Raw genomic sequence first — 23,946 nt, forward strand, 5'->3', positions numbered from 1 at the left:
GCTGCATCTCCGGGAGGACGTCTGTATGATGGGATGCTCCTGGCGCCGCAGCGCGCGACGACCAAGAGCGACTCGCCAAACCACGCTCGCCGAGCGAACGACAGGACCCGCGGCGCGTCGGCCTATCGCCGCGCGCCCCAGGCGGCGCACCCCGAGCGGCGCGCCGACGCGCAGGGACCCCGGCGCGCGGAAGACCGCTCGTGCGGGTTCGCGTCGACCGACGAGCTCGCGCACCGCGCTCGTCCGTTCGACCAGGGGTCCTCCGCGCCATCGATCTCGATCCTTCACTCCAGATCTCACCTGCGCCGCGACGGTGCGCCTGGCAGCCGCCGCGCCGGCGCGGGCCGGCAAACCCCGTTCTACCCACGACAGGCACACGGACAACACTGCACCGAGACGGCCGCCCAGTGAGATCACCGGTGCCATCCTGCCTCCACGAATGCCTGCTGGCAGACACGGCCCAGGACGCGCCGGGTGATCCTATGCGGCCTGCGCACAAACGCACACGGGCACACCACATGCTTAACATCGAAGGCGAGATGTCCACGGACCAGGCGGTCCAATCGCGGGGCATCGATGGAGGAAATATGAGATCGATTTTCTGTGGAGCGACGTTCTTGATGGTGATCGCGGCGTCGATGACCGGTTGCGCGATCGAGCAGGCGGACATGTCCGATGACGCGATGGGCGAGGATACCGAGATGGTCGACTCGAGCGCTGCCGCGATCGGGATGGACGACGACCCTGGCGAGTCGGCGATCGCGGCTCCCCCGTCCGCGGCTCCCGGGGCTGAGCTCGGCCTCGTCGCGGGACCCGGGCAGTCCTACATTCCGCAGATCGGGCAGCTGCCGCCGTCCAAGTTCGTCCCGCCGTCGAAGTGCGCACTGCCGTCGAAGTGCGCGCCGCCGTCGAAGTTCGTCCCGCCGTCGAAGTGCGCACCGCCGTCGAAGTTCGTCCCGCCGTCGAAGTTCGTCCCGCCGTCGAAGTGCGGACCGGTGTTCACGCAGCACCAGTGCACCAAGCAGTTCCCGAGCTACGTGCAGTTCCCGAGCTACGTGCAGTACCCGAGCCCCGTGCAGTACTCTGGCCCCGCTCAGTTCCCGACGGCTCCGCCGCTCTATCCGCAGAGGTAGTCCGCGCCGCGGCTCGTGATCGCCACGGCCGTGCCCGCCAGAGCGACACCGGTGGTGCGTCGCGACACCGCGGCACGCCCGTGGAGAGATGAAGGCTGGAGCGAGGCCAGGGATGCCGGCGCCGGTACTCCAACATCGGCTCCTGGGAGCTCAGCGCCCCGTCCCGGGCTCGCTCTTCCACCTCGACGCAGAGGCGCAAAGGCGCAAGCAGAACAAGATGTGATGCATTTTTGCGGCGCTGCGCTCTTTACGCCTTTGCGTCGAGCTCTCTCGCAGGATCCCTGGCCGGTGGATCTAGACGCCTCCGCTCGCCCCCTCAGAACGTGGCTCGCAGACCTATCACGCCTGGCCCGAGCACCGGTGTCAGCGCCGCGCGCGCGCCCGGCGTCGAGCCCTGCGCCGGCAGCATCAGCAGGCCGGCGACGCCGACGCCGGCGCCGATCGCGAGGACCGCGAAGCCGGCGTTGGAGACGTTGGCCAGCGTGTTGGCCGCGTCGAGCTCGTCGCGCCGGCTCGGAGGGCAGCGGTCGTTCGGGCACGCCTCGGCGAGCGCCCCGGACCTCGCGAGCGTGAGCGCGCCCGCGACGGCCCCGACGCCCAGGCCGATCGCGCCGACGCTGAACCCCGTGGCGGCCACCACCATCCCGGCGCTCCCCGCCCGCGGATCCCGCCCGGACGCCGGCCCGGACGCGCGCGGCGACGGCGCCGCCCCCGCGGACCCCCGCGCCGCCGGCGGCGCGTCCTCCAGCGCCGGGACGGCGACCACGATGGCGGCGCGCTCGGCCGGCACCTCGACCTCGGTCGACCACGCCTTCTTGCCCGGCGCCGCGGCGGCGACGCGATGCCGGCCCGGATCGATGGGGAACGGCGCGTTCAGGGCGGCGCCGTTCAGCGGCTCGCCGTCGAGGGTGAGGCGCAGGCCCGCGGGCGGCTCGGCCATCCTGACCTCGAGCCGCGCGAGCCGCTCCTCCAGCGCCTCGCGCTGCGCGCGCGCGAAGCCCTCGCGGTCCTTCCGACCCTCGCGCCGCGCGACCTCCTCCACCGAGCCGAGCTCGGCCCAGGCGGTCGCGAGCTTCCCCACCTTCTCGTGGCACACGGCGAGGTTGAGGAGCGTCCCGGGCTTCGGCTCGAGGCGCTGGCTCTCCTGGAACTTGTCGCAGGCCTCGGCGAACTGCCCCCGCTTGAAGAGCTCGCGCCCCTGGCGAAAGAGCGCCTCGGCCACGGGCTTGACCGCGCGCTCGGCGCGCTGCGCGGAGGCGGCGCCCGACAGCGCGACGGCCCCGAGCAGCACGCCGGCGCCGAGGAACGAGATCCCTCGCTTCATCTTCCCGGCTCACTCACGCTGATCGAGGAGCCTCTCCACGTTGCCCTGGCCCGGCGCCGCGGCGCGCCGCGGCCGCGCCGGCAGCGGCGACAGGCTCACGGCGACCTCCCGATCGCGGTCCGGGCGGAGCTCGACGCTCCGGTCCTCGAAGCCGGGCTTCCTCAGGACCAGCGCGACGGGCTCGCTCCCGCGCGGCAGCGCGATGGGGTCGCGGGCGCTCCCGACCCGCGTCTCGCCGAGCCAGACGTCGGCGTCCGCGGGCCGGGCCGACAGCCGCACGACGACCGTCCCCGCGGGCGCCGCGGGCGCCTCCGCCGGCGCGGCGGGCCGCGGCGCGGGCACCCCGGCCTCCGCGGGCGCGCCTTCCGGCGCGGGCGCGGCCGCCGAGGCGAGCGCCACGGCACCCCCCGGCGCCGGCGCGGCGGCGGCCGAGGCGAGCGGCGCCGGCGGCGCGGCGGCCGAGGCGAGCGCCACGGCGCCCGGGCCGTCGAGCGGGGGGAGCCCGGAGGGACGCCCGGCGGCCCACATCCACGTCGCGGCGAGGAGCCCCGCGGCGGCCGCGACCAGGAGCTTCCAGCGCCGCGCCGCCGCCCGCGCGGCCGGAACGCTGGGCGGCGCCTCGACGGCGGCCAGCTCGCGCAGCGACGACCGGCCGCCCGCCTCCGCGCCGCGCGCCGGATCCGCGGCGCCGGCGCCCGACCCAGCGGGGCGGGAGCTCGCGCCTCCAGGGCCGGCCCTCCGCCCGGACGCGCTCTCGACGACCGTGAGGGTCGAGCCCTCGAGCGCAATCGAGGGCTCCGGCGTCGGCCCCGTCCCGGCGTCCGAGCGACGGTCCGGCGCCCGGCTCCTGTCGGTCGACGAGGGCTCCGTCTCGAAGAAAGCGCCGAACTCCAGGGTAACCGTGTCCTCGGTCGCCGCGGGCGAGAGCCCCGGGGTCCACGTCGCGCTCACCGTCCCCACCCCCTCCGCGGTCGAGGGCGCCGCTTCCGGGGTCCACGTCGCGCTCACCGTCCCCACCCCCTCCGCGGTCGAGGGCGCCGTTTCCGGGGTCCACGTCGCGCTCACCGTCCCCACCCCCTCCGCGGTCAAGCTCCCCTCTCTCGGCGCCCACATCGCGCTCGCCCGCGCGACGTCCTCGGTGCCCGAGCTCCCCTCTCCGGGCGCCCACGTCGCGCTCCGGCGCGCCGAGGCCGGCTCGTCCGGCGCGCTGGCGCGCGTGAGCCCGATCCGCCGCGCGGCGTCCAGCAGCGCGGCGACCGCCTTGCTCGCGGTCTCGGGCCTGTCGCCCGCGCGCTTCTCGAGCATCGCGAGCACCGGCAGATCGAGCTCGCGCGGAAGATCGGGGCACACGCTCGACATCCGCGGCGGAGGATGCAAGACGTGGTTGTACATCACCGCCATCGCGGACCCCCCGGTGAACAGGTACTTTCCCGTCAGCATCTTGTGGATCATCACGCCGAGCGCATAGATGTCCGCGGCCGGCCCGATCCGCTCCCCGCGCGCTTGCTCGGGCGCCATGTACTGCGGCGTGCCCAGCACGACCCCGGTGCTCGTCTCCTCCGACCCGTCGGCGAGCTTCGCGATCCCGAAGTCGAGCAGCTTCGGGAACCAGGTCCCGTCGCGCTCCGCCGCGAGGAAGACGTTGTCGGGCTTGAGATCCCGGTGCGTGATCCCCGACTCGTGCACGGCGTCGAGCGCGTCGGCGATGCCCCGCAGGATGGGGACGATCGTCGGGAACGGCAGCCGCCTCCTGCGCCGGCACAGCTCGCCCAGCGTGAGGCCGTCGAGCAGCTCCATGACGAAGTAGTGCCGCTGCTGCTCCTGGAGCACGCCGAAGGAGAAGATATCGATGATGTTGCGCTGGCGGATCCGGTTCACCGCGCGCGCCTCGGCGACGAACCGGGCGACGGCCTGCGGCTGCGCGGCGAACCGCCGGTTCAGGACCTTGATGGCGACCTTCTTGCCGATGAGCGGGTGCTCGCCGGCATAGACCTCTCCAAAGGTGCCTGCGCCGAGCTTCCGCTCGATGCGGTACTCGCCGACCATGGTGTGCGGCGCGAGGAGCGGCTCGGCGGCTAGGCTCAGGCCCGCGGGCAGGAGCGGATTGCCGTCCGCCGAACACGCCTCGACGTCTTCATCGTACACCGCACCGCACTGGGGGCACGTCGCCATACGAAGCCATGCAAGCTAGGGGTCGCGTGGTCCTGGCTGCCCCACGCGGGGCAAGTCGTTGCAAAGCCCTAGAATATCGGGGTCGCGCGGTCTTGGCTACCCCATCCCGGGCGGTGCCGGGGTCCAGGTACCCGCCCAGCGCGTCCCGCGGGTGTCGCGTCGCCGCCGCATCCGCCGCGTTTTCCCTCGCTTTCCCTTGTTTTTCCCTCGCTTTCCCTTGTTTTTCCCTCGCTTTCCCTTGCTTTCCCTCGCGTTCCCGCCATGAGCGCCGCGCGGCGCGGCGACCGCGCGGATCACCGGCACAACTGCGGCATGCACGAGCACGAGCTCCCGCACACCTGATCGACGATGGTGGTCTCGAGGATGCAAGCAGCGACGCAGCGGTTCGCCCCACACTCCAATTTTACGTTGCTCGCGCAACCCGAACGGCTGCACTCGAGGTAACACGGGCCGTCATGGCTGCACCGCATGAGCAGGCCTTGACACCCGCCGTCGCCGCAGACGACCTCGCACGGGTACGGTCCTATGCAGACCACGCGGATGTTGTTGCACTGGTCGTTGCACTCGAGCCGCGCCGGGTGCTCCTTGGCGTCGAGCATCCGGTCCCGGACGCACTCGCCTTCGGTGTCGCACCGGGTGATGCACTTGCCACCTTCGCAGCGCTCGCAGCCGTCGCACGGGGCCGGATCGGGCGGGCTCGCCCCGCACGCCATGCACGTCGCGCTCATCGTGTCGCAGACCGCGTGCTCGACGCAGCCGTCGTAGATCGAACAGATCGTGGCGCACGCGGTCCCGCTCGGGTCGCAGTCGTACGACCCGCAGCTGCTCGGCTCGGCGGAGCACGTGCCGTCATCCCTGCAGGTGCCCGGAGGCGTGACCACGCCGTCCTTGCACGTCCCGCCGCACCTTTCGCCCACCGGCCCGCAATCGCCGACGACGCCGCCCGCCGACTGGTCGACGTCCATCGCGTCGATGCCCGAGACGAGCTGGCATCCCGCCGCCGGAAGGCTCACGAGCAGCGCCAGCGCGCCGCGGACAGCGAGCGCCCTCAAGTCAAGGTCGTGCATCCCGGCGGAGAGATCAGCCCAGCGGGGCGCTCCGGACAAGCTCAACCGTCAGCGCCCGTGCACTCAGGTAGACGGCTTCAATCATGGTGGATTTTTCTTCCCTGGCCGCCCCCCCGGCGGCGTGGCGGGCCCGCTTCGCCGCGTCCTCCGGGCGCGACCGGCGGCGACCGGCGGCGAACGGGGCGAGGCGTGCATGGATGCGCTTGCTCCCCCGCGCTGCCGGCTCCATAGCCGACCGGCCGTCGCGCCGGCGCGGCGAGCCGGGATGAGGGCATGCCCGGGATCTCGGCACAAAGGTAGATGCGATGCCGTACTTTGCTTTCCGGAATTTCCCCGACGATACGCCGATCCCCGATGACTGCTATAGCTGCGACGGTTCGCCGGACTGGGCGGCATTGCTGGAGTGGATATGCCCCGACCTCTCGCGCGACGAGGCGGAGCGCCTCGCCGACATCGGCGAGGCGAGCGGAGACCGTCCGGACGTGGCGGGCCTGAAGCGGCTCATCGCGGCGCACGCGAGGCCAGCGCCGCAGGGCGCGGAGCGCCCGGGCGCAACGACGTGAAGGCGCGACGACGCGAACGACGCGAACGACAGATGAAGGCAAAGACCCGAGAAGGATGCCGCGGAGCGAACGTGATGACGTGGTGTCATGCGTCTGACGCCCTCGTCTCGGCGGCGAGGCCGCGCCGTTTCCTCCGCGTGGCGCCGGCGGCTCCGGCCCTCGGCGTGCGCGGCGCCCTGGCGGGGCGCCTCGCGCGTCGCTAAGGATGGGGCGATGGCGAAGATCATCGACCCTCGACGTCACACGTGGTGTAGCACCCCGGTGGACGACTTCGGCCTTCTGGTCGATGCCGACGAGTATTACCCCGAGTTCTACCGGGTCGCCGCCAAGGCGCGGCGCTACCTGCTCCTCGCCGGCTGGCAGTTCGACAGCGACGTCGCCCTGCTCCGCGGCGGGCGGGAGGCGGAGGTGTCGAGCCCGATCACGCTGCTCAAGTTCCTGAACCACCTCTGCGAGATCAACCCCGATCTCCAGATCTTCATCCTCGCCTGGGATTTCCACCTCGTGTTCGCGCTCGAGCGCGAGTGGCTGCAGCAGCTCGTCTTCGAGTGGACGAACCACCGGCTGCACTTCCTCTTCGACTCCACCCACGTCGAGCGCGCCTCGCACCACCAGAAATTCGTGGTGGTGGACGGCGAGCTCTCCTTCCTCGGCGGCCTCGACCTGTGCGACCACCGCTGGGACGACCGCAGCCACGCGAACAAGAACCCGTTCCGCGTCAGCCGCGGGGAGCCGCACAAGCCGTTTCACGACGTGCAGGCCTACCTGCGCGGCCGCGAGGTCGCCCGGGCGCTGACCGAGATCTTCACGGATCGCTGGCGGCGCGCCGGCGGCGTGCCCATCGCGCTGCCGGACCTCGAGGGGGCCGAGCCGACGTTCCCCGACTACCGGCCCGAGGGCGGCCTCCCCATCGCGGCGCGGCGCGTGACGCTGAGCCGCACCGATCCGCACGGCGCGCCGACCGGCGCCCCGAGCTGCACGGAGATCCGCGACCTCTACCTCGACGCCATCGACGCCGCCGAGCGCTTCATCTACATCGAGACGCAGTACTTCAGCTCTCACGTCATCGCCGAGGGGATCGCGCGGCGGATGCGCGCCGAGGGCCGGCCGCTGCTCGACGTGGTGCTCATGTTGAACATGGAGGCCGAGACGATGAAGGAGCAGATCGCCGTCGGCCTCTCGCAGGCCAAGGTGCTCGGCGCGCTGCGCGCGGCGGCGGCCGAGACCGGCCACCGCCTCGGCATCTACTACACCCTGCCGGCGTGCGGCGAGGACGAGACGGCCGAGCGCGCCACGTACATCCATTCCAAGCTGATGATCGTCGACGACCGCTTCCTCACGGTGGGCTCCGCCAACCTGACGAACCGCAGCCTGTCGATCGACACGGAGATCAACGCCTCGGTCGAGACCGAGGACCCGGGCGACGCGCTGGGCCGCTCGATCCGCAGGGTGCGCGCGTCGCTCATCGGCGAGCACCTGGGCGACACCGAGTTCGACCGGGTGGACGACCTCGTCGCGTACCTCGACGGGCTGGCGAGCCCCCCGACCGGGCCGCGCACGCCCGGGAGCTCGTGCCGGCTGAGGCTCCACCCGTCGCCGACGGCGGACGAGCGCGCCCTGCTCGAGGTGATCGACCCGCATCAGCTGCCGTTCGACCCCGCCGCGACCGAGGACATCGACAAGCGGAACGGCTCGCTGTTCGTGGGCGGGCTCGGCGCGCTCTGGCGCCACCTCTTCAGCAGCCGCAGCGACGCGAGCCACGCCGACGCGAACCACGCCGACGCGAGCCACGCCGGCACGAGCCTCACCGACGCGAGCCACGCCGGCACGAGCCTCACCGACGCGAGCCACGCCGGCGCGAGCCTCACCGACGCCGGCCGCAGCGACACGAGCCGCACCGACGCCACGTAGCCGGCAGGCGGCGCTCCGCGCTTGCCGACGGGCGGGCCGCACGAAGGCCCGCGCCGCGCGCGCCGTTGCCGGCCGCCGGTGGCACATGGTATGCTGGTGTACTGGTAACCTGCAAACGGTTCCTTCGGGTGTTCTCTCGAATTTGAAGCGTTTCTGAAGCGTTGACGCGACGAGGAGTATGCAAGAGGCAGAGATCAAGATCGGGGGCATTTCGGTCCGCGACCTCGCGGAGCAGTACGGCACGCCGCTCTATGCCTACGATGCCGAGCGCATCCGGGAGAACTTCCGTCGACTCACGCGCGCGCTGCGCAGCTGTTACCCGGAGGTGTCGGTCTTCTACGCCATCAAGGCGTGCAACAACCTGGAGATAGCGAAGCTCCTGGTCGAGCAGGGCTCCGGCGTGGACGCCGCGAGCCCGAACGAGATCCGCCTGGCGCAGGCGCTCGGGCTCTCGGGCGAGCAGATCATCTACACGGGCAACAGCCTCTCGGACGAGGACCTCGCCGCGGGGCTGCGCGCCGGGGTGATCTTCAACGTGGACGACCACGGCATCCTGCGGCGCCTGTTCGCGCTCGGGCGGCCGCGCTGCATGTCCTTCCGGATCAACCCGAGCGGCGAGGACATCGCGACGCCGGATCTGAAGCCGTTCGCGGGGCCGTCGGCGAAGTTCGGGATCCACCCGCGCCACGTGGAGGACGCCTACCGCACGGCGCTGGAGAACGGGGTCGAGCGGCTCGGGGTGCACATGATGCCGCACTCGCAGGCGAACAAGCCGGAGAGCTTCGCGCACGTGACGGCCAAGCTGCTCGACCTGATCGGGCCGGTCGCGCGGAAGCTCGGCTTCGATCTGTCGTTCCTCGACATCGGCGGCGGGCTCGGCATCCCCTACCGGAGGGAGCAGCCGGCGCTCGACGTGGACGCCGTCGCCCGCGAGATCGCCGCGGTGGTGCAGCGGAAGTGCGCCGAGCACGGCCTGAAGGTGCCGCGCCTCGTCATGGAGCCGGGGCGCTACTTCGTCGGGGACGCGGGCTACGTGCTCGGGCGGGTGATCTCGATCAAGCAGGGGTACAAGACGATCATCGGCACGGACATCTCGATGAACACGATGGCGCGGCCGGTGATGTACGGCGCGTATCACGAGGTGCGGATCAACGGCCGCCGCGGCAAGACGGCCCCGATGGCGATGACGGGGCAGGTCTGCGAGAACACGGACATGTGGATCAGCGAGCGCGAGTTCCCCGCGGACGTGGCCGAGGGAGACGTCGTCGTGCTGATGGATGCGGGCGCGTACGGGCACGTGATGAGCTACGACTACAACGGCCGGCTGCGGCCGGCGGAGGTGCTCGTCGACGGCGGGAAGAGCCGGCTCATCCGGCGGAGGGACACGTTCGAGGACCTGGTGTCGCGGATGTGCCTGTCCGACGACATCAAGGAGCGGCTGCGCACGATGGGGGTGGATCCGGCGGGGCGCGGCTGAGCGGCGAACCCCCTCTCCGGGGGCCTGCCGTCTTCACGAGCGCGAGGGGTGGAGTCTCACGGGAACGGGGCGAGCGGATCCTGAGGGACAGGCACGCCGAGGCCTCCGGACGGAGGGGGCCAGTCGCCGAGCTGCGGGCCAGGGAGACCGCCGCCGGGCGGGGGCCAGTCGCCGAGCTGCGGGCCAGGGAGACCGCCGCCGGGCGGGGGCCAGTCGCCGAGCTGCGGGCCAGGGAGACCGCCGCCGGGCGGGGGCCAGTCGCCAGGCTGCGGGCCAGGGAGACCGCCGGCTATCGCGACGACAGGAGGAGGCACGGGCCCCCACTCCGAGCCCGGCAAACAGATGACGTTGCCGCGACCCGTCAGGATGGCGCCGTAACGGCACCCGTAGGCCCCCGGCGTGGCATCGAACCTGGCAGGCTCGGTGACACAGGTGTTCACCACGGCGACGTACGTGGTCCCCGGCGGACAGCCGTGACAGTGCTGAGCGGCCGGCGCCTCACCCACGCTCTCCTCGACGTCCGCCGGCGCCAGGGCGGCAGAGGGGTCCTCCCGCCCATCCCCCTCGTCCGTCGCCGCCATACAGCCGGCGATCGCCGCCGACAACGAGGCCGCGATCAGCACGACGATCTTCCTCGATTCAGCCATGTGGAATCTCCTGATTGAAGGGCGAGACGAGATCGCTCGACCGCTGCCCTGAAAACCGACAGAGTCGCCGCGACACAGCTGACCAGCCCCGACCACGTTGGATGACACAGTCAGCTCGTCAATCGCGGCGGAGCGTCGAGAGAGGCGGCAAAGGACGAATGGATTCGCGCGAATCCAGCGACAACCATCCACCGAACGGCGGCTCGATCGGCGCGCGTCGCGCCCGGCGCCGCTCGCGAGCTGCCCTGCTTTCTTGTATACGTGGCCTATGCCGTTCACGTTCGTCTGCATCGATCACGTGCAGCTCGCGATGCCGCCCGGGCAGGAATCGCGCGCGGTGGCGTTCTACCGGGACGTGCTCGGGATGGAGCACGTCCCCAAGCCCGAGCCCCTCGCGTCGCGCGGCGGCGCCTGGTTCCGCGCAGGCGCCGTGGCGGTCCACCTCGGCGCGGAGCACGACTTCAGGCCGGCGCGCAAGGCGCACCCCGGGCTCGTCGTGAAGGGCATCAATGACATCGCAGCAGCGCTCGAGGCCGCGGGCCACGCCGTGCGCTGGAGCGACGAGCTGCCCGAGGTGCGGCGGTTCCACACGGACGATCCGTTCGGGAACCGCATCGAGATCATCGACGGCGGCTGAGGCGCGCCGCGCAGCCCGAGCTTCACGGCGCGACCGCCGCAGGGACGCGCGCCGCGCGGACCACCTTCCCGTCGAACGCGACCGCCAGCGCGTGGATCGGCGCGCCTTCAGGCCGCCGACGCCCGCGACCCGGCCTTGCTCGCGTGGCGGTTCGCCGGCCGGGCCAGCCCGAGGTTCTCGCGCAGCGTGCGGCCCTCGTACTCCGTGCGGAACAACCCCCGCCGCCGCAGCTCCGGGACCACCAGCTCGACGAAGTCGTCCAGCCCGCCCGGGAGCCACGGCGGCATCACGTTGAACCCGTCGGCGCCGCCCTGCGTGAACCAGGCCTCCAGCTGGTCCGCGACCTGCTCCACCGAGCCCACGATCGTCCAGTGCCCGCGCGCCCCAGCCACCCAGAGGTAAAGCTCCCGGATGGAGAAGTTGCGCTTGCGGGCGATGTCGAACATCAGCGCCTGCCGGCTCTTGTTGTTGTTGGTCTCCGGCAGGTCGGGCAGCGGCCCGTCCACCGGGTACCCCGAGAGATCGATCCCCCCCGACAGCCCCGAGAGCAGCGACAGGCCGACCTCCGGCAAGATGAGGTCCTGCAGCTCCTGGTACTTCGCCCGGGCCTCCGACTCGGTCCGGGCGACCACCGGGAATACCCCCGGCATGATCTTCAGCTGGTCGGGGTGGCGCCCGTACTTGGCCATCCGCCCCTTCACGTCGGCGTAGAAGGCCTGCGCGTCCTCGAGCGTCTGCTGCGCGGTGAAGATGACCTCGGCCGTCTCCGCGGCGAGCTCTCTGCCCGCCTCCGAGGACCCCGCCTGCACGATCACCGGGTGCCCCTGGGGCGGGCGCGGGATGTTGAGCGGCCCGCGAACGGAGAAGAACTTCCCCTTGTGATCGAGCGTGTGCAGCTTCTCCGGGTCGTAGTAGACCCCCGACGCCTTGTCGCGGAGGAAGGCGTCGTCTTCCCAGCTGTCCCAGAGGCCGGTGACCACGTCGACGAACTCCCGCGCCCGGACGTACCGCTGCGCGTGGTCGGGGTGGGCGTCGAGCCCGAAGTTCCCCGCCGCCTCGCCCCCGCCGGTGGTGACCACGTTCCACCCCGCCCGCCCCTGGCTGAGGTGGTCCAGCGAGGCGAACTTGCGGGCCAGGAGGTAAGGCTCCTCGTACGTGGTGGACGCCGTGGCGATGAAGCCGATGCGCTCGGTGACCGCCGCGAGCGCGGAGAACAGCGTGACCGGCTCGAAGCTGGCCCCATAGGCGGTGCGGCCCTGCGCCCCCGGCCGGTTCTGCAGCGCGAGCCCGTCCGCGAGGAACACGGCGTCGAACTTGGCCCGCTCCGCGGTCTGCGTGATGCGCTTGTAATGCGCGAAGTTGATGCCCCCGTCCGCCTGCGCCTCCGGGTGCCGCCACGCTGCAACGTGGTGCCCTGCGCCGGGCAAGAAGGCGCCCAGACGGATCTTTCGTTGATGATCGCTCATGGATGTCCTCGGTCCTCGCGTCCGCGCGTGGGCGCGCGCGCGTGCCGCCGCGCGGCCGCGCCGCAGCCGCGCCGCAGCCGCGCCGCGCACCGCAAGCGTCGTGCCCGGAGACGGCGCCACGGGCACACCGGCCGGGAGCAAGGCACCTCCCCTCCCCGGCAACGGGGCTGTGCTGCGAGAGCAGCACTGGACCGCCCGCGCTGCGGAACCATTGCTGTCAGGGAAGCACCCGGCCGCGGCCAGCCCGCCGTCGACGGTCGTCCTCCCGCTGGCGTGCTCGCCCCCCCCGCACGGCCTGTCACGCCGCGGCCACCCCCATCACGGAACCCGATTCGGATCGGCCGGGTCGCTGCGCGCGTCCCGCTCGTCGCCGTCGCGGAAGCCATCGCCGTCGCGATCGATGCCGATGCGCTCGCCCGACCCGGGCGGCACGCAGGTATACGTCAGCTCGCCGCGGCGCCCCGTGGCGAGCAGGCGGAGCTCGGCGTCCGATCTCCACGGCTCGCGCGCGCGGTCGGGGTCGAACCAGCCGTTCCCGAGGTACAGAAAGCCCAGCTCGGCGCCCTGCGACCAGCCCTTGACCACGAGATCGCAATCGCCGGCGTCGGCGCGCGCCACGAGCAGGTCGACGCGCGGGCCGGCCGCCGCCGCGTTCGACGACGTGAGCGTGATCTGCTGGCCCACGATGGGCTTCAGGTTCGACTCCAGCGCCAGCATGTACGCTGCGACCTGGTGCTTCAGGAGGTCCCCCTCGAGGCCGACGGCGAAGCCGCCGGGGTTCTCCGGGGTCTGGACGAAATCGGAGAAGGAGTTGAAGCGGAAGAGCGTATCGACGGCGCCGTCGTGGAGGAAGCCGAAGCCGCGGACCTGGTCGCCCATGTGCGCGTTGGAGCCGCCGAACGGGAAGACGAACGACTCCGCCATGCCGAACATCCCGACCTTCTGGTACTGATTGCGCAGGTGCGGGACCTTGAAGACCTGGGACTCGTTGGCGTTGGCCGATCCGCCGTCGCTGCCGAAGAAGCCCGGCGCGAAGTCGTCGGGGTTGGCGCCGGGGTCGACGACGTGGCACCCGATGCACGAGGTGCCGAGGATGCTCGAGACGGGCCCCCCGAAGAAGGCGCGCCCCGCGAGCTGATCGGGCGTGAGCGCGTCGTCGAGCGCGCGGATGGGGTTGGGCGGATAGGTGATCTGGAGGATGAAGTCCGTGAAGTCCTCCATGTCCTCCTCTGAGATCGCCTCGTCTCGCCCCAGCAGATCGACGAATGCGCCACGGAATTTCTTGAACGCCGCCCGCTCGTCGAACACCCCTGTGTCCGGCTGGGAGGTGGGCTCGTCATGGCCGCCCGTGCGGTCGCCGCGCCAGTGCATCGGCCCGTGGTTCGCCATGCCGCGCAGGCTCTGGGTCGTCATCGGCCCCTTCATCGGATGGAGGCTCGGATCCAGGCCGAAGAGCTCGGTGCAGAACGGCCCCGGGTTGTCCAGCACCGAGCCGTCCGGGTTTCCGAGGTCCCACGCGAGGCTGTCGAAGTCGCCGAAGATGTGGCAGCTCGCGCAGGACGAGTCGCCGTGGCTCGAGCTCAGCGACGCGTCATAGAGGAAGCGGCGCCCCCGGACGACGCTCGGGGGCTCCGGGTTGTGCATCGGCACGTGCGCGACCTCGCGGCGGGTCCGTGTATCGATGACCGAGATCGCGTTGTCGAAGCGCGTGAGCACATAGAGCCGGCGCCTGGCTTCGTCGAGGACGAGGCCGGTCGGGCCGCCTCCGGGGACGGGGATCTGGTTCGCCGTGCTGGGCACGAACGTACCGTCCTCGAGCCTCGCGGTGTCGAAGATGCCGATCTTGTCCGAGCCGAGCGCCGCGACATACAGGGTCGCGCCGTCTCTCGTCACGGCCATCTCCACCGGCTGCGCCAGGCTCTTCTCGCTCTCTTCGTTCGGCACCGGCGCGCAGCAGCTGCTGTAATCGATGTGTTGGTTGAGGTGCCTCGGGACGACGCCGTCCGGGCCGAGGACGGTGATCCGGCTCTCGTGCAGGTGGCCTCGCACGCTGTGGCCAGCGAAGAGGCCCGGCCCCTCGAAGCGCTGCTCGTTTCGGGCGTCGGTGTTGGATACATAGACCTTCCCGTTCACCGGGTTCACGACCATGTTGAAGAGGACGGTCCCCACCCCCGTGAAGAAGCCGCCCGGCCCGTCCACCTGACGCGGCGGGTCGGCGGTCGCGTCGATGACGAAGACGTCCTTGTCGGGCAACGAGAAGCGCACCATGTCGTCCCAGGGGCGACCCAGCTCGTCGACCCAGTGGGCCCCGTCGAACTTGACGATCAGCCCGACCTCGGGCTGTGGAACGCCTTCGACATTGGTGTTGGGCCAGGGCAATCCGCCCGCGGCCTCCCCGCCGTTCGGCACGAGGCTCTCGTCGATGGAGGTCGTGCGGTTCCCCGAGTGGAAGGCGGCGGCGTAGACCCGGCTGCCGTCCGGCGTCACCGCGAGCGCGCGCGGCGTATCGCTGAAGAGCGTCACGATGGAGAGCGGCGCGCCGCCGAGCGAGGTCCCGAGCTGTCTGGCATCGAACACCCACACGTCCGCGCGCCCCACGCCGGGCGTCGTGATCTGCGGATCGAAGGGGACGTTCTGCCCGCGGTGGGCCGTGGTGATGAAGGCCCGCGAGCGCTCCGGTCCGGCGAATACGATGTCGCGCGGCTCGTCACCCACGAGCAGCGTGCGGACGACGCGCGCCCTCGCGGCGTCTCGAACATCGACGACGCTCACGCTGTCGGACAGGTGGTTCACCACCCAGACTTCGTCGCCCCGGGCAGCCACGGCGACAGGCTCGAGGCCCACGGGGACCGACGCCGCGAGCCGCAAACGACCGGCCTGGACGCGGAAGATCTCCAGCCGGTTGTCGGGGGTGTTCGCCGCGAAGAGCAGCTTGCCGTTCGCAGAGAGAGCCAGGGGGCGGACCTGGCCCGATTCGAACGTCGTGAACGACGGGGCGGCCGCCGCGGGGAGAGCGGCGACCAGGAGCATGGCTGTAACACTGGAGCTCACAGCAAGAAGGCAGCGCAAAGCGCGTGATGGCAGCATTGTCCCAAGTTAGTTAAATTGTTGATATTTTACAATGTCGCGCACCGTGGGCCCGGTGGCGGGCTGGCGGGGTCCCAGGAGCGTGGTGCGACGAAGGTGCCGGCGAACCGCCCCGCTCCTCCGCTGGCCGCGGCCGCGCGGGCTACTGCCAGCGGAAGAGCTTGAGGGCGAGCGCGAAGCAGACGGCGCCCCAGCCGGCCAGCAGGGCGAGCTCGGGCGCGAGCGCGGCGAGGGGCGCGCCCTCGAGCATCACGCCGCGGAGCGCGTCGTTCAGCGCCGTGAGGGGCAGCGCCTGGATGAACGGCTGCATCGCCGCCGGGAAGCGCTCGGTCGAGAAGAAGACGCCGGAGAAGATCCACATCGGGAACATCGCCAGGTTGGTCAGCCCCGAGACGCCCTCGAGCGTCCGCGGCCGCGCCGCGACGAGCAGGCCGAGCCCCACGAACGACAGCGCGCCGACCACGATGACCAGCGCGAGCGCGGCGAGCGAGCCCGCGATCGGCACGCCGAGGGCGAGGACCGCGAACAGGAGCAGGGCGACGACCTCGATCGCCAGGAACACGAGCCGCGCCCCGAGGTGCGCGACCAGGAGCTGCCAGCGCTTCATCGGCGCCGCGACGAACAGCTTGAGGAGCTTGCCGATGCGCTGCTGCACGATCGAGAAGCCGATCGCCCACATCCCGGTCGACATCACGTTCATGCCGAGCAGCCCGGGCACGAGGAAGTCGATGTAGCGCGAGCCCCGCTCGGTCATCTCGAGCGCGGCCGGCTGGAACGCGTCCGCGCGCCCCGCCGCGCGCTGGAGCGCCTCGTCGACCTCGAGCCGGGCGGCGCGGCTCTCCGGCCGCGTCGGATCGAACCAGTACGTGGGCGGATCGGTGTCCAGCACGACCAGCGCGACCTTGCCGGTGCGGAGCTCCCGCTGCGCCTGGTCCCGCGGGACCACCCGGGGGGCGATCTGCCCCGAGGCCTCGAGCGCGGCGCGCCGCGCCTCCGCCCCGGCGCCCGCCTCGACGCTCACCGGCAGCGGCGCTTCGGCCCGGCCGCCGAACGCGACGGCCAGCGCCGACGAGAGCAGGATCGGGAACACGAGCATCCAGAAGATCGCCTCGGGCTCGCGCAGGAACTCCACCACCCGCGCCCGGATGAGGAGCGCGAGCGGCGAGCCGCGCAGGGAGCGGAGTCCCCTTGCCATCACGCCGCCTCCTCGCTCGCGAGCTTCCGGCCGGCGAGCGCCATGAACACGTCCTCCAGGCTCGCGTGGTGCGTCGCGAGCCGCCTCGGCGCGGCGCCGCGCGCGGCGCAGAGCGCGAGCAGCGGCGGGAGCACGCGCGCCACGTCGCGCACCGTGAGCCGGAGCGCCCCCTGCGCCGAGCGCACGGCCTCCACGCCGGGCAGGCCCCGGAGCTCCTCCTCGTCGAGCGCGCCGTCCACCTCGATCTCCACGACGTGCTCGGCGCCCAGCGAGGCGACGAGCGCCGCCGGCGTGCCGAGCGAGAGCAGCCGCCCGCGGTCGACGATCGCGACCCGATCGCAGAGGCGCGCGGCTTCCTCCATGTAGTGCGTGGTCAGGAGGATCGTGCGGCCTCGCGCCTTCAGGTCCTCGACGATGTCCCAGATCTCGCGGCGCGACGCCGGATCGAGGCCGGTGCTCGGCTCGTCGAGGAAGAGCACCTCCGGGTCGCCCGCGAGCGCGCAGGCGAGCGACAGCCGCTGCTTCTGCCCGCCCGACAGCCCGCGCACGAACGCGCCCGCCTTCTCCTGCAACGACACGCGGCGCAGCGCCTCCTCCGGGTCGAGCCCGCGCGGGTAGAAGCTGCGGAACAGGGCGATCACCTCGCGGACCCGGAGCTTGTCCGGGAAGCGCGTCTCCTGGAGCTGGATGCCGAGGCGCTGGCGCAGCGCGATGCCGTCGCCCGTCCAGCGCTCGCCCAGCACCTCGACGTCGCCGGCGTCGGCCCGGGTCAGCCCCTCGAGGATCTCCACCGTGGTCGTCTTGCCCGCGCCGTTCGGGCCGAGCAGGCCGAAGCATTCGCCGCGCCGCACCTCGAGGTCGAGCCCGTTCACGGCCGTGACGTCGCCGTAACGCTTGACCAGACCGCGGCAGACCAGGGCGGGAGGAGCGGACACGGAACGCATGTATCGCGGGGAGGGCCGAAACGGAACCACCCGGCTGCAATCATGCGCGGACCGCGCGGACCGCGCGGACGGCGCGGACGGCGCGTGCCGGGCGGAGGCGCGCTCCACATCGCCCGCGGCGCACGGAGCGCGCCCGCACGTGCCCACAGGAGCGCCGGAAAATTCGACAGGCGACGCGACGCATTGCCTCTCCGGAGAATCGAATCTCACCAGAGCCTGCGGCAAGCGCGACGAGCGTGGCCCTGCAAGGAACCATCCGGTCCGAGATCGTGGCTGGCCGGTCTGCAATCTCAGAGCGACGGAGTGGGGGGGCGCGTGGTGAGCGATGAAGAGGGAGTGGTGCCCGTGCACTGCGGCGAGGTCATCGCGGACCGCTATCGGGTCGAGCGGCTGCTCGGGATCGGCGGGATGGGGGCCGTCGTCGCGGCGCGGCACCTGTCGTTGGGCGAGCTCGTGGCGATCAAGTTCATGCGGGCGGAGCACTGCGGGAACGCGGCGCTGCTGAGGCGTTTCCAGCGCGAGGCGCGCGGGATGTTCCGGCTGAAGACCGAGCACGTGCCGCGGGTCTACGACCTGGGCGCGCTCGCGCCGCGGGCGGGCATCGCGCTGCCGGTGCCGTACATCGTGATGGAGCACCTCTCGGGCAACGATCTCCGCTCGATCGTGGAGCGCCGCGGGCGGCTGCCGGTGGACGAGGCGGCCGAGTACGTCCGTCAGGCCTGCGTCGCGCTCATGGAGGCGCACGCGCTCGGGATGGTGCACCGGGACCTGAAGCCCGCGAACCTGTTCCTGACGTACCGGACCGACGGCACGCCGCTCGTCAAGGTGCTCGACTTCGGGGTCGCGAAGTTCACGTGCGCGAGGCCCGAGGAGGACGGGCTCGAGATGACGACGGCGCGGTCGGTCATGGGCTCGCGCCGTTACATGGCGCCCGAGCAGATGCTCACGCCCAAGGACGTGGACCTGCGCGCCGACCTGTGGGCGCTCGGGGTGGTGCTCTACCAGCTCGTGAGCGGCGCGCTGCCGTTCGGCGCGGAGACGATGGAGCAGCTCGTGCTCGTCGTGTCGGAGCAGGCGCCCCGGCCGCTCCGGAGCGCGTGCGCCGAGCTGCCCGAGGGGTTCGAGGAGATCGTGATGGGCTGCCTCGAGAAGAACCGGGCCCGCCGTCCGGCCTCGGCCCGCGAGCTCGCCGCCGCGCTCTCGCCGTTCGCGCTGCGCGGGCCGCCCGACGCGACGCTGCCCACGACGGTCCACCGGAGCCAGGCGACGTACACGTGGCTGGACGAGGGGCCGCCCACGACCGCCGCCCGGCCGCCCACGACCGCCGTCCGGCCGTCGGAGGCGCCGGCATCCGGGGTCCGCCGCCCGAGGCGGGCGTGGCTCGCGGCCGGCGCCTTCTCCGCGAGCGCCGCGCTGGCCGCGACCGTCTCGCCGCCCGGGTGGCCGCGCTCGGCGGGGGTCGCGTGGTCCGACGGCGCCAGCGCGCAGCACCTCGCCGGGGTGCCGCAGGGGCTCGCCGCGGAGCCGCTGGGCCTTGCGGGAATGCCGCTGGGGCTCGCCGCGGGGCCCCTGGAGACCACCGCGGCGGACGGGTCGCTCCACGCGCCCGGCGGCGCCGCCGACGGCGCGCTGCACGGCAGCGCCGGCGCGGCGTCCGGCGCGCCCGAGGCCGACGTCAGGGCAGTGCCCCCGGACGTGTGCGGCGGGGCCGGCGCCGTCGCTCCGGCGAGGGGCGCGCCGCACGCGCGGGCGGGCGCAGGGAGGCCGCCGCGGGCGTCCCCGCGCACGGGGGTCGTGGCGGGGCCGTGGGAGGGCCCGGCGCCGCAGGGGCGGTCCGAGCGACTGGAGCCGCCGGCGGCTTCCGGGGGTGCGCCCTCGGGAGGGCGCGATGGGACGTCGCGGCGGCCTGGGCCGACCGAGGTGCGCCCGCCGGCGGTGAGCCCCGTCGCCGCTGGGGGGGAGGCGGAGACGGCGGCCGCGGAGCCGGCGGCTCCGGCGCCGCCGTCGGGTCCGGGTAGCGCGGCCGGCGCGCCGATCTCCGTGGCGGCGCCCGGCCGCGGCGCGGAAGCCCCGCCGTCGGCAGGCGGGCAGGACAGCCCCTGGTGATCGCCATGTGCCGAGGAGCTCTCCCGAATGTCAGCTGCTCGCGTCCGCGCGAGCTCGCCTGTGTCCTCGCGGCGCTGTCGTTGCTCCTCTCGCCGGCGAGCGGCACGGCCGCCGCGCCCGGCGTGAGGCACGCCAACCCGGGTCAGCCCAACCCGGGTTCGTCCGGCTCGGCGCACCTCAACCCGGGTCAGCCCAACCCGGGTTCGTCCGGCTCGGCGCACCTCAACCCAGGTCAGCCCAACCCGGGTCAGCCCAACCCGGGTTCGTCCGGCTCGGCGCACCTCAACCCGGGTCAGCCCAACCCGGGTCAGCTCGGCGGGGCGCACCTCAACCCGGGTCAGCCCAACCCGGGTCAGCTCGGCGGGGCGCACAAGGAGCAGGTGCTCGCGCTGTATCAGGCAGCGAGGCAGCTGCTCGATGCCGGGCGCGTCGCGGAGGCCTGCGCCGTGCTCGAGCAGGGCAGGACCCTGGATCCGACGGCGATCAACCTCCTCCTCCGGCTCGGCGAGTGCCTCGCGCGCGCGGGCAGGACCGCGGGCGCCTGGAACGTCTTCAGCGAGGCCGCGGCCGTCGCCAAGAGCGCGGGCGACCCCCGCGCCGCGCGCGCGGCCGCGATCGCGTCCGCGCTCGAGCCGCGGCTCTCGCGCATCACCATCGACGTGCCCGCGGCCAGCGCCGCGCCGGGCCTGGAGATCCGTCGCGACGGCGAGCTGATCCCGCCCGCGCAGTGGGGACGGGCGCTCCCGGTCGATCCTGGAACGCACACCGTCGAGGCCCGCGCGCCCGGCAGGAGGCGCTGGTCCACCGTGCGCGCCGTCCCGCCCGACGGCGCGCGCGAGCTCGTCCACGTGCCCTCCCTGGAGCACGAGCCGCCCCCGCGCGCGCTCTCCGCGGCGCCGCCCGGCCCCCGCGGGCAGGCGCCTCGCCTCCTGGCGAGCGCCGGCCGCAGCGACGGCGACGGCGGCGGGCGCGCGCAGCGGGTGATCGCGCTCGCGAGCGGCGGCGCCGGCCTCGTGGGGCTCGGCCTCGGCGCCGCGTTCGGCCTGGAGGCCATCGCCCGCCGGGACGCCTCGAACCGGGGCCACTGCGACGCGCGGAGCCGCTGCGACGCCGCCGGGGTCGCGCTGCGCGAGGACGCGCAGGCGGCCGGCACCGCCTCGACGATCGCCTTCTCGGCCGGCACCGCCGCGCTGCTCGCGGCCGGCCTGCTCTTCTGGACCGCCCCGCCCCAGGCCGCCGCCCCGCCCGCGCGCCGCGCCACGGCGGCGGCCACCGCCGGCCCCGGGGCGTTCTCGCTCGTCGTGGGCGGGAGCTACTGACATGCGCGCGCGCGGCTCGATCCCCATCGTCGGCCGGCTCTCGCGCGTGGCGCTCGTGGCGCTCATCGCGCACGGTTGCGCCGGCTGCAACGCGCTGCTCGAGCTCGAGGACGGCATCCTCGTGGAGGAGCGCTGCGAGCCGCTCTCGACCGTCGCCTGCTACACCGGGCCGCCGGCGACCGAGGGGGTCGGCGCCTGCCGGACCGGCCTCCGGCGGTGCAACGCCGACGGCGACGGCTACGGCCCCTGCGAGGGCGAGGTCACGCCGGCGCCGGAGCGCTGCGGCAACGCGGCCGACGACGACTGCGACGGCGCGGTCGACGAGGCGGCCGGCGGCGCAGGCGGCCCCGCGGCCGGCGGCGTCTGCGCCTGCGACCCGGGCGCGGTCGAGGCGTGCCCCTACGGCGGCCCGCCGGGGACCCTCGGCGTCGGCGCGTGCAGCGCCGGCCGGCGCACGTGCGGGAGCGACGGCCGGTGGGGCGCGTGCACCGGCGAGGTCACGCCGCGGGCCGAGGACTGCGCCACCCCGGCCGACGAGGACTGCAGCGGCGGAGGCGACTGCGGCGCGGTGATCCCCGGCGGGGTCCTCGGCGCGCTCCTCGGCGGCTCCGGCCACCAGCGGGCGCGCGCGCTCGCGGCGGGCCGGGGCTTCGCGATCCTGGGCGGCGAGTTCGAGGGCTCCCTCGACCTCGGCGCCGGCCCGATCGCGACCGGCGCCGATCGGGACGTCTTCGTGGCGCGGATCGAGGCGGACGGCGCGATCGCCTGGGTGCGGCGGCTCGTCGACGAGGGGCACGGCGCGCTGCGGGCGCTCGCGGTCGACGCCGAGGGCAATGTCGCGATCGTGGGCGAACTCGAGGGGATGATGGGCGCCGAGCTCACCGCGGACCGGCTGCAAGGGTTCGTGATCAAGCTGGACGCCGGGGGCGGGCTGGTGCGCTGGAGCGAGCTGCTCCCGGGCAAGCCGCAGGACGTCGCGACCTCGGCGGCGGGCGACGTCGTGGTCGCGTCGGCGCTCCTCGGGCACGGCGGGAGCGACGTCGCGGTGGCCCGGTACAACCCCGAGGGTGAGCAGCTCTGGGAGCGGGTCTTCGACGGGCCGGGGACGCAGGAGCCGACGGGCGTCGCCGTGGACGCGCACGGGGACGTGCTCCTGACGGGGACCTTCGAGGGCGAGCTCCGCTTCGGCGAGGGGGCGCCCCACCTCTCGTCCGCGGGGATGAGCGACCTGTTCCTGGCCAAGCTCGACGCGGGCGGCCAGCACGTCGCGTCGCAGTCCTTCGGCGACGGCCGCCGCCAGCACGGGGGCGACATCGCGATCGGCCCGGGCGGCGAGATCGCGCTGAGCGGGACGTTCGAGGGGCTCCTCGGCCTCGGCGGCGGCAGCGCGCTGTTCTCGGAGGGGTTCTCGGCGTTCGTGGTCGAGCTCGGGTCCGCGCGGGAGCACCGCTTCAGCCGGGCCTACGCGGCGGAGCAGCCGCCGCGCATCGCGCTCGAGACGGACGGCGGGCTCGTCCTCGCGGGCACCGTCGAGGGGCCGACCGATCTCGGCGGCGGGCCGCTCGACGGCGCCGGCCGCGGCAGCGACATCGTCGTGGCGCGGCTCGACGCCGAGGGGCGCCACGTGTGGAGCAAGCGGCTCGGCCCCGGCGCCGGGGAGAGCGGCGGGAGCCGGTCCGCGGCGGGCGTCGCGGCGCTCGTGGACCGCGGCCACGTCCTGCTCGCGGGGACCGTCGAGGGGAGCGTGGACCTCGACGGCGTCGCGGCGCAGGCGCGCGCGGCCGACATCCTGCTGGTCCGGCTAGCGCCGTAGGTCCCCGGCGGCTGGCTCGACCGAGCGCCGGCCCCACAGGCTCGACCGCGCGCCGACACGGCACAGACCCGGCCGGCTGGCTCGACCGCGCGCCGACAAAACAGGACAGGCGACCCACGGGTGGTCGCCTGTCGTGCCCGGCCAGCGCCGGTCGCCCCAGGATCTCTGGCGCGCGGCGCTCGCTCAGCGTTCGCGCGATCTCACTCGCTGCAGGAGATCAAGCACTCGAGGTACGGGTTGCAGTCCTCATCCCCCTCGCAGTCCGCCGTGGCGGCATCGTAGCAGGGAGCGTCCCCATCGAGGCCGTTCAGGCACGCGACGCAGTCGGGGTTCGTCACGTCCGTCATGCCACCTTCGTCGGAGCAGGAGTCGGTCGTGGCATCGGTCGTGTCGCACACGTCGACGCACGGCGAATCCGCCATACAGCCACACTGCGAGAAGAGGTAACCCGCGATGATCGCGCTCTCATCCGGGAGCTCCTCATCGCAGCAGGTCTGACAGGTGGCCGCGCTCTCCTCGGCGCAGACGCCGCCCCCGCCCTCGCCGCCCGTGCCGCCTTCACCGCCGGTCCCCGACGTGGTGGTCGTCGTGGTGGTACCCGCGCCGCCCTCGCCGCCCGTGCCGCCCTCGCCGCCGTCGCCACTGCCGTCGGTGACCGTACAGGCCGCCATCGCACACACGCTGACCAGGATCGCCGCAAAGTTGAAAGCTTTCATCCCTGAATCCTCCGACAAGAAGAGTTGCGCTGCTGATGGGGAAGGACGCGTCGGGCGACGCCGCCCGGCAGCCCTCCCTGTGCACTTCAGCGCCGCCGTTGGCGCCGGGTTCTGTTCCTACACCAGAAATTTACGCGATGGTATCCGCTGCGTGCTCACACCTGCGCCCTGGGGGCGCCACCTGGCGGTCGTTCGGAGGGCATGCGCCTCCGCGAGACGCGCCCGCCATGGTGTGTGCGCGATCGAACATCAGTGAATTTGTGAAGCAGGAGCAGACCCTACCACGGGCGCGATGCGCGGGATCGAGCGCGCTGCGCAGATAACCTGCTCTCCGGGACCGCGGCGAGGCGCACCACGAGCGGAGGCGGG

At 73.1% G+C, this 23,946-nt stretch carries 17 protein-coding genes; 8 read left to right on the forward strand and 9 right to left on the reverse strand.

Annotation, left to right across the window (positions count from 1 at the left end):
* Positions 1-587 precede the first annotated feature (587 nt).
* Complete coding sequence (locus tag WME83_RS34195; RefSeq protein ID WP_437313908.1) at positions 588-1,133, forward strand: hypothetical protein; 546 nt, start codon at positions 588-590, stop codon at positions 1,131-1,133.
* Positions 1,134-1,449: 316 nt separating this feature from the next.
* Here the strand turns inward: WME83_RS34195 and WME83_RS34200 are convergent, their stop codons facing one another.
* The 3 genes from WME83_RS34200 to WME83_RS34210 all read right to left on the reverse strand — a co-directional run bounded on the left by WME83_RS34200 (position 1,450) and on the right by WME83_RS34210 (position 5,681).
* A complete protein-coding gene (locus WME83_RS34200; RefSeq protein ID WP_437313909.1) occupies positions 1,450-2,457 on the reverse strand; it encodes a tetratricopeptide repeat protein in 1,008 nt (335 codons plus the stop codon).
* Between the two features lie 9 nt (positions 2,458-2,466).
* A complete protein-coding gene (locus WME83_RS34205) occupies positions 2,467-4,629 on the reverse strand; it encodes a protein kinase domain-containing protein (protein ID WP_437313910.1) in 2,163 nt (720 codons plus the stop codon).
* A gap of 293 nt (positions 4,630-4,922) precedes the next feature.
* A complete protein-coding gene (locus WME83_RS34210) occupies positions 4,923-5,681 on the reverse strand; it encodes a hypothetical protein (RefSeq protein WP_437313911.1) in 759 nt (252 codons plus the stop codon).
* 320 nt (positions 5,682-6,001) lie between these two features.
* On the opposite strand from WME83_RS34210, the gene WME83_RS34215 reads away from it, so the two are divergent.
* The 3 genes from WME83_RS34215 to lysA all read left to right on the forward strand — a co-directional run bounded on the left by WME83_RS34215 (position 6,002) and on the right by lysA (position 9,647).
* Positions 6,002-6,259 (forward strand): hypothetical protein, encoded by a 258-nt coding sequence (locus WME83_RS34215; RefSeq protein ID WP_437313912.1) that lies wholly within the window; start codon positions 6,002-6,004, stop codon positions 6,257-6,259.
* Positions 6,260-6,472: 213 nt separating this feature from the next.
* Complete coding sequence (locus tag WME83_RS34220; RefSeq protein ID WP_437313913.1) at positions 6,473-8,170, forward strand: phospholipase D-like domain-containing protein; 1,698 nt, start codon at positions 6,473-6,475, stop codon at positions 8,168-8,170.
* A 178-nt stretch (positions 8,171-8,348) separates the two neighbouring features.
* The gene (gene lysA / locus WME83_RS34225) at positions 8,349-9,647 is read left to right on the forward strand and encodes a diaminopimelate decarboxylase (protein WP_437313914.1); all 1,299 of its coding nucleotides are present in this window, start codon (positions 8,349-8,351) and stop codon (positions 9,645-9,647) included.
* 56 nt (positions 9,648-9,703) lie between these two features.
* On the opposite strand, the gene WME83_RS34230 is transcribed toward lysA, so the two are convergent.
* Entirely contained in the window at positions 9,704-10,294 is a 591-nt protein-coding gene (locus WME83_RS34230) for a hypothetical protein (RefSeq protein ID WP_437313915.1), read from the reverse strand.
* 268 nt (positions 10,295-10,562) lie between these two features.
* Here WME83_RS34230 and WME83_RS34235 point away from each other — a divergent pair, with 268 nt between their 5' ends.
* Positions 10,563-10,931 (forward strand): VOC family protein, encoded by a 369-nt coding sequence (locus WME83_RS34235; protein ID WP_437313916.1) that lies wholly within the window; start codon positions 10,563-10,565, stop codon positions 10,929-10,931.
* A 107-nt stretch (positions 10,932-11,038) separates the two neighbouring features.
* On the opposite strand, the gene WME83_RS34240 is transcribed toward WME83_RS34235, so the two are convergent.
* The 4 genes from WME83_RS34240 to WME83_RS34255 all read right to left on the reverse strand — a co-directional run bounded on the left by WME83_RS34240 (position 11,039) and on the right by WME83_RS34255 (position 17,623).
* The gene (locus WME83_RS34240) at positions 11,039-12,397 is read right to left on the reverse strand and encodes an LLM class flavin-dependent oxidoreductase (protein WP_437313917.1); all 1,359 of its coding nucleotides are present in this window, start codon (positions 12,395-12,397) and stop codon (positions 11,039-11,041) included.
* Between the two features lie 318 nt (positions 12,398-12,715).
* Positions 12,716-15,427 (reverse strand): hypothetical protein, encoded by a 2,712-nt coding sequence (locus tag WME83_RS34245; protein WP_437313918.1) that lies wholly within the window; start codon positions 15,425-15,427, stop codon positions 12,716-12,718.
* A gap of 199 nt (positions 15,428-15,626) precedes the next feature.
* Positions 15,627-16,679 carry an ABC transporter permease gene (locus WME83_RS34250; protein ID WP_437313919.1) on the reverse strand — a complete coding sequence of 351 codons (1,053 nt, stop codon included), beginning with the start codon at positions 16,677-16,679 and terminating at the stop codon, positions 15,627-15,629.
* Positions 16,679-17,623 (reverse strand): ATP-binding cassette domain-containing protein, encoded by a 945-nt coding sequence (locus WME83_RS34255; RefSeq protein WP_437313920.1) that lies wholly within the window; start codon positions 17,621-17,623, stop codon positions 16,679-16,681. The genes WME83_RS34250 and WME83_RS34255 overlap by 1 nt, the downstream gene beginning before the upstream one ends.
* Positions 17,624-17,962: 339 nt before the next feature.
* Between WME83_RS34255 and WME83_RS34260 the strand changes: the two genes are divergently transcribed.
* From WME83_RS34260 to WME83_RS34270, 3 genes are read left to right on the forward strand one after another with little or no spacing between them, the layout of a single operon-like run.
* On the forward strand, positions 17,963-19,729 hold the full coding sequence (locus tag WME83_RS34260; RefSeq protein ID WP_437313921.1) for a protein kinase domain-containing protein: 1,767 nt from the start codon (positions 17,963-17,965) through the stop codon (positions 19,727-19,729).
* A 5-nt stretch (positions 19,730-19,734) separates the two neighbouring features.
* Positions 19,735-21,048, forward strand: coding sequence for a tetratricopeptide repeat protein (locus tag WME83_RS34265; protein ID WP_437313922.1), 1,314 nt, complete (start codon positions 19,735-19,737; stop codon positions 21,046-21,048).
* A gap of 1 nt (position 21,049) precedes the next feature.
* Positions 21,050-22,861 carry a hypothetical protein gene (locus WME83_RS34270; RefSeq protein ID WP_437313923.1) on the forward strand — a complete coding sequence of 604 codons (1,812 nt, stop codon included), beginning with the start codon at positions 21,050-21,052 and terminating at the stop codon, positions 22,859-22,861.
* 200 nt (positions 22,862-23,061) lie between these two features.
* Here the strand turns inward: WME83_RS34270 and WME83_RS34275 are convergent, their stop codons facing one another.
* Complete coding sequence (locus WME83_RS34275; protein ID WP_437313924.1) at positions 23,062-23,577, reverse strand: hypothetical protein; 516 nt, start codon at positions 23,575-23,577, stop codon at positions 23,062-23,064.
* Positions 23,578-23,946: the final 369 nt, after the last annotated feature.

This window comes from Sorangium sp. So ce385 (assembly GCF_051474135.1).
Classification (GTDB): Bacteria; Myxococcota_A; Polyangia; order Polyangiales; family Polyangiaceae; genus Sorangium; species Sorangium cellulosum_D.